The sequence below is a fragment of the Okeania sp. genome, assembly GCF_983059655.1.
The window spans coordinates 1-6,131 of record NZ_CEZPJD010000472.1; the positions used below are offsets into that span (position 1 = coordinate 1).

At 35.6% G+C, this 6,131-nt stretch carries 4 protein-coding genes; 2 read left to right on the forward strand and 2 right to left on the reverse strand.

Annotated elements, in window-relative coordinates; genetic code table 11:
• Positions 1-25 precede the first annotated feature (25 nt).
• Positions 26-1,087, forward strand: coding sequence for a 3-deoxy-7-phosphoheptulonate synthase (gene aroF, locus AC3DU7_RS22075; RefSeq protein WP_488041457.1), 1,062 nt, complete (start codon positions 26-28; stop codon positions 1,085-1,087).
• Positions 1,088-1,479: 392 nt separating this feature from the next.
• Here the strand turns inward: aroF and AC3DU7_RS22080 are convergent, their stop codons facing one another.
• Together AC3DU7_RS22080 and AC3DU7_RS22085 are read right to left on the reverse strand one after the other, a co-directional pair.
• Entirely contained in the window at positions 1,480-2,586 is a 1,107-nt protein-coding gene (locus AC3DU7_RS22080; protein WP_488041454.1) for an ATPase, T2SS/T4P/T4SS family, read from the reverse strand.
• 718 nt (positions 2,587-3,304) lie between these two features.
• On the reverse strand, positions 3,305-4,435 hold the full coding sequence (locus AC3DU7_RS22085; protein ID WP_488041455.1) for a HetZ-related protein 2: 1,131 nt from the start codon (positions 4,433-4,435) through the stop codon (positions 3,305-3,307).
• Positions 4,436-5,739: 1,304 nt separating this feature from the next.
• Here AC3DU7_RS22085 and AC3DU7_RS22090 point away from each other — a divergent pair.
• Positions 5,740-6,131: leucine-rich repeat domain-containing protein (locus AC3DU7_RS22090; protein WP_488041456.1), on the forward strand; the 392-nt coding region annotated here is incomplete at its 3' end.

A 6,131-nucleotide genomic window follows, 5' to 3' on the forward strand; every position in this document is an offset into this window, starting at 1 on the left:
TCTAAATTTAACCGCAAAAGAAAAAATGATTATAGTAACAAAAATTGGTTCTCCAGAAGCCGAAATAGACCGTCTTTGTAATGACCTTAAAACTAATTTGGGTCTGACACCAGAAAAAATTGTTGGGCGCTATAAAGTTGTTATAGGTTTAGTAGGAGATACTGCCGACCTAGATCCATTACAACTACAAGAATTGAGTCCTTGGATCGAACAGGTCTTGCGGGTTGAACGTCCTTATAAGCGAGCAAGTATAGAATATCGCCATGGAGAAGCAAGTGAAGTAGTAGTATCTACTCCTGATGGACCTGTAACTTTCGGTCTTCATCACCCCTTAGTTGTAGTTGCAGGCCCTTGCTCCGTAGAAAATGAGGAGATGATTATAGAAACAGCCCAGCGGGTTAAAGCTGCGGGTGCTAGATTTTTGCGTGGAGGAGCTTATAAACCTCGTACCTCTCCTTACTCTTTTCAGGGACATGGTGAAAGTGCTTTAGGTCTACTAGCTACAGCTAAAGAAAAAACGGGCCTGGGTATCATCACAGAAGTAATGGATGCCGCTGACTTACCAAAATTGATTGAAGTTGCTGATGTGGTACAAGTTGGTGCTCGTAATATGCAAAACTTCTCTCTGTTAAAAAAGGTAGGTGCCCAAGACAAACCTGTACTTTTGAAGCGGGGAATGGCTGCAACTATCGAAGATTGGTTAATGGCTGCAGAGTATATTTTAGCTGCTGGAAATCAAAATGTAATTCTTTGTGAGCGCGGTATTCGTACATTTGACCGTCAGTACGCTCGTAATACTTTGGACCTCTCAGCAATACCAGTGTTGCGATCGCTGACTCATTTACCAATTATGATTGACCCTAGTCATGGTACTGGCCGAGCTGAATATGTACCAGCAATGGCAATGGCTGCTATTGCTGCAGGGACAGATTCTCTGATGATTGAAGTCCATCCAAATCCAGCAAAAGCTTTATCTGATGGCCCTCAATCCCTGACGCCTGAAAAATTCGACCGGTTAATGCAGGAAATGGCAGTAATTGGTAAAACAATGAATCGGTGGCCACAAGCAGAGCCTGTTTTAGTATAGGATGGGTTGCTGGGGGTTAGGAGACGGGGATACGGGGACGCGGGGACGCGGAGACGCGGAGATGGTTTAAACAGGCAATAGTTTCAGCCATTTTTATGTGAAGAAATTTTCTTGAATTTCAGCTAAAGTTTCAGTATTTTGAGGCTAATAAGAGTCAATAATCAGGAGATAAACTGAGTATAAAAAGCTCCATTACCTTAAGCTATCCTGATTTTTAGCTTCCATAAGCAAGCCCTAGTATAGTAGTAGAGTTTTTCTCAAAAGTTGGTTAACTAGCTATCCGCATTTTCTGTACCGAAATGCTTTTTAAAGGTAATAGAAGCTGATAGCTGACTGCTGAATGGTTACAACAAAATTTCCCCCTACTCCCTACTCCCTACTCCCTGTCATATTTATAAATTTTGATTATTTTGTTGAGAAATAATACATTCAACCTGATGCTCAACATTATCTAGTAACTTTTGCAAAGTTAACAAGCTATCTAGCTGAAATGGAGCTAGATGTTGACTACAATAAATTTGATTGATTTTTATCTGTAATTGTTTGCCTAATTTCAAGGTATCTTGACTCAATAAAGATAGCTTTTGCTGTTGATAAAATCTTAAAGCAGCTCCTCTTAATACTTGTAGTGTTGCTTCTTCTCCATAAACTCCTGGCATCACTCTCAAACGTAATAGTAAATGATTATTTTGATATATTCTTTCAATCTCTACTTGCCGAGGTTTTTTCATGGGAATAGAACTCATTTTTGTCAGAATTTTGAGTTCGTTAATAACACCTTCAATTTTTTCTCGTTCTAGGTTTTCAACTACAGATTTCAGAACTCCATCTTGACTCCAAAGGATTTTTCCTTGTGATTCTTGTTGCTCAAAATAAAGTCTACCAATTCCTGAATCTAAAACTCTTACCATTAGTTCTCTTAATAACTTTTGAGGCTCTAAGCTGCCTATATTTTCTAAAGAGATAGATTGTTGATAGTTAGGTATAAATAGTTCTAAAACATCACATAAATGATTGTGTTGATTTTGTGATAAACTTTGAATTTGAGGTTGAAATTTTTGTTGTTGTGAATCCTGAGATTTTTTAATTAAATATTCTTGACTTGTTATCTTTTTTTGGTCAGAAAATTGCTGCTTTTTTCCTTTTTTAGTAGATTGATGATTATTACTGGGTAATTTAGGTTGAGAAGAACTAGAAGTGACAGATTTTTGATGGCCAAGATAATTTAAATAAGATGATAATATTGACCTCTGAGTTTCAGAGGAAATTTCTTCCATTACCAGCGAGCAATTTAAATAAGATAATAATCGGCGAGCATAATTTATAGCAGAATAATCTTTGATGTCAACAACACCAAGTCTAACTCGGCTACCTTCTATAGATAAAGGTAAAATTTGATAGTGTAGACAGGCTTCAAATGGTAATATATTATCAATTAGAGCAAATATCTGGGGATGATCCATTTGCTTTTCCCCATTATTTTTGTTGTGTGCTGGCATTATTGAATTGTTAGTTTGAAACTAATAGAAATCATCTATTTAACGATCGGGATTAAAATAGGCAACAACTGTCTTCACTAGAGCTATTGAAGCTGATTTAACAATTAATAATTAATAATTAATAATTAATAATTACCTCTCCTTGAAAAGAAGAGGATTGACTAATTATGAAAATTTTTTCTTCTCTTGGTCGATTGGATATAGCGAGGAGACCTCGACATCCCTAGACCGCTTGTTTCTCCTTTATAAGGAGAGGCTTTAAACATTAATTATTCGGTAAAAAAATGGTAATAATCAAGCAGTTACTATATATATATTGGTGTACTTTTACCATCTGCAAAAAAGTTCTCAACAAATCACACTAAATACGCCAATTACATAATCCAAGTATCTAAATACTCAAATACTCGAGGCACTACTTATTAAAACTATATTATCCTAAAAATTACCGAAAAGCGACGTTGAAGGCCCCCATGTTTGAACTGGTGGATGAAAACAAGGGAGTCGTTTAGAATAGACAACTTTAGTTGTCCTGTGCTATTGCTATCGACAAAAAGTAAGCAGAACGCTTTTTCTGACTACTTCTTCTATAATTTTTATTCCTTCTAAATTGAGAATTCTGACTCCTGACTCCTACCTCTACTAAAAGACTTTTGAGCGCAAACCCTAGTTATTTCTGACACCCTTGCAATATCTACAATCTTAGTCTTGATGAAAGCTAGGAACTATTTCGTAAGGATTGAGCAGATAAATATAATTTAGTCCATTCGCTAATAACTTGGTTACTTCTCAAGTTTAACTGTTTAGCAATTTCCTCTACACTTGCACCTGATTTTAACCCTTCAATTAAATAACGTTGTTGAGGATTGAGATTTTGCCAGTATTTTTGCCATTGATGAGAAGTTAAACCTAAGCCATGCTCATTCAGAGAAATTTCTAACCAACTAGCTACTAATTCTGGTTGTTGTTTAACTGCAAAAACACGAATTGCATGATAACTGACTTTTTCTCGTAATCTATACACTTGCTTGATAGGCATATCTAAAGCTTGAGCAATTTCTTCTTGAGTATTGCCTCGAAGATAAAGCTTTAACCATTCTGCTGCCTTGGAATCAACTTTTTCCACCAAATATTTCTCAAATTCCTCCTGGACTTTAGAGCGGAGCAAATGTTGTTGCTCCATTTCTTCATTATCTTGATACCCTGAAGTCACTACAGCATCTAACAAACTTACTCTATCTTCTGTATCACCAGGACTAATATCTTCCGAGATTAATTTAACCCATTCTTTTACAGGTACTTGAGTTAGGCCACCTCTTTGAGTTCGACGTAGATAGTTAACAAATCTATATACCAATAAAGGCTGATTGCGAATCGGTCTAATACAGTATTCTTCTACACTAGCTAATAATAGAGAGTTGCGGAGATTGGGATTTTTTGTACATTCACTGATTTTGGCCATTTGTTGCTGTAGGTAGCGATCGCTATTTAGCATCTCTTGGATCACTTCCTGGAGGACATCAATTACACTTCGTTGGCGATCGCGACTGGTATTTACCCATGCTCGTATTTTTTGTCGCAGCATTACTAGACCACTCAAGCGTTGCATTAAGTTTCGATAAGCTCGCTCTGGCGGAATGTCCAAATATCTTTGTTTTAGAATTCGATAAAGAAACTCTCTCCCTTTAGATGCCATTGCCCTTTGAGTAGGAGTCAGTTCGTCTAAGCGACTAGGATTATTCCCCAATAGCCAGCAAATAATACTGTTGTGGACATCTGAGCTATGGTTTGGGTAGTCTTCCTGAAGTTTGGTTTTCCACTCTTGTTCCAGTGTTTGGGCCAAAGTCATGAGATTTTTAATTCTATATATTTAATTCTAGCTTTTGCCAGAATCAACTTTGCCAGATTCTATTCAAAAGCTATATTTTCAGTCATTCTATCAATATTTCTGATCTCTGATTGAATATGCAGTGTGAAGTTATCTCCCGTTAAATTGGAGATTTTAACGAAGTCAGAAGTTAAAAGCCAGAAGTCAGAAGTCAGAAGTTATTTTTGTAACGAGGATTTGAGAAAAGCTCCAAAAATATTTCGCCTTAAAAGGCGGGGTTTTAGACCCATGTTATTTTGATAATGGGAGACCTCTTGCCGAATCAAGTATAGTCAAAAAAGTGTTTGGATAAGAGTGGAGCGATCGCTCATCAGCTATAATTGTCCTTTTTTCTTCCGCTTACCACAAAATTGTCAATCTATCAAACTGCCGAAAAGTTAGAAGAGAAAAATTTGTCATTTCTAGTTGAGGAAAACAAGACTATTTGTCTCTGAAAGAACGAAATAATCAGTATTTGCAGCGTCAAAATTCTCTTCAGCAATACTTACCCTTGGATTATTCTAAGATTTATAGTATCACACAACGGAAGAAAACGGCTAAAAATCTTGAAACTTCGTTAGCTGTATCAGAAAAATTTTCTCCTTTTTTGTCATAAAATCCTGACAAAATTAAAAATATTCAAAGGAAAATACTAAAACTTATAAGTAAAAATTAAGTGTTTAACTGATTTTGAGATTATAGAAGCTTTTGAAGCGTTGGCGGAGCCTAGCGGCAGCTATATCGCTTTATTAAAAGGTAAGCATTCAGCAGTCAGCTATCAGCTATGAGTTATGAGTCATTATCTTGGAAGAAGGAATTAGCTGAATGCTAATAGTTGTTTGCGCAGTATTCCGCAGGAAATGCTTACCAAAAGACATGGTTGATTAATGGATAATGGATAATTAACTTTCCCTAAAAAGGAGAGGATTGACCAATATGGATAATTATTGTTCTACTGATTAACTGTCAAAGCTTTTATCTGTAAATATTTGAGGATTTTTAGAGTGAAAAAAGGTGCAAGGTTTTCGGTCTAAAAGGCTAAAAAAGTTAGAATTCTGAGTAGATAAGGATAGAAAAATCAAGGGATATTTCTTCTTCCTAACTCCTCTAAATTATGATAAATTCTGAATTCTAAATTCTGTTTGCGGAGCATTCCGTAGGAAATTCTATTCTTCTGTCTCCTACCCTCACCCATAAGACTTCCATAAGCAAAGCATAAATAGTTATGGAAAATCAATATTTATATTTGTAGGTATTATGTGAGCGTAAAAATATTTTATGAAATTATGACTTCTCCTAAAATAAATAAGCAGAATCAGATACCACAAAGTTTTCAAGAAAGAATACAAGTAGCTAAGGAAAACAAACTTAAGAAGTTAGATTTAAGTCATAATGCTTTTGACAACAGTGATGAAGGATTAACTGAAATTCCTACTAAAGTTATGGAATTAGAACTTCTAGAAATATTAAATTTAAGTGGTAATCAATTAACGGAATTACCGGAATCAATCACTAAACTCACTAACTTAACAGACCTTGATTTAAGAGGAAATCAATTAACGGAATTACCGGAATCAATCACTAAACTCACTAACTTAACAGACCTTGATTTAAGAGGAAATCAATTAACGGAATTACCGGAATCAATCACTAAACTCACTAACTTAACAGACCTTGA

Coding starts and splice junctions, on each gene's coding strand:
- AC3DU7_RS22080 (WP_488041454.1), bottom strand. CDS start 2,586: ATGCCAGCACACAACAAAAATAATGGGGAAAAGCAAATGGATCATCCC.
- AC3DU7_RS22085 (WP_488041455.1), bottom strand. CDS start 4,435: ATGACTTTGGCCCAAACACTGGAACAAGAGTGGAAAACCAAACTTCAG.
- aroF (WP_488041457.1), top strand. CDS start 26: ATGATTATAGTAACAAAAATTGGTTCTCCAGAAGCCGAAATAGACCGT.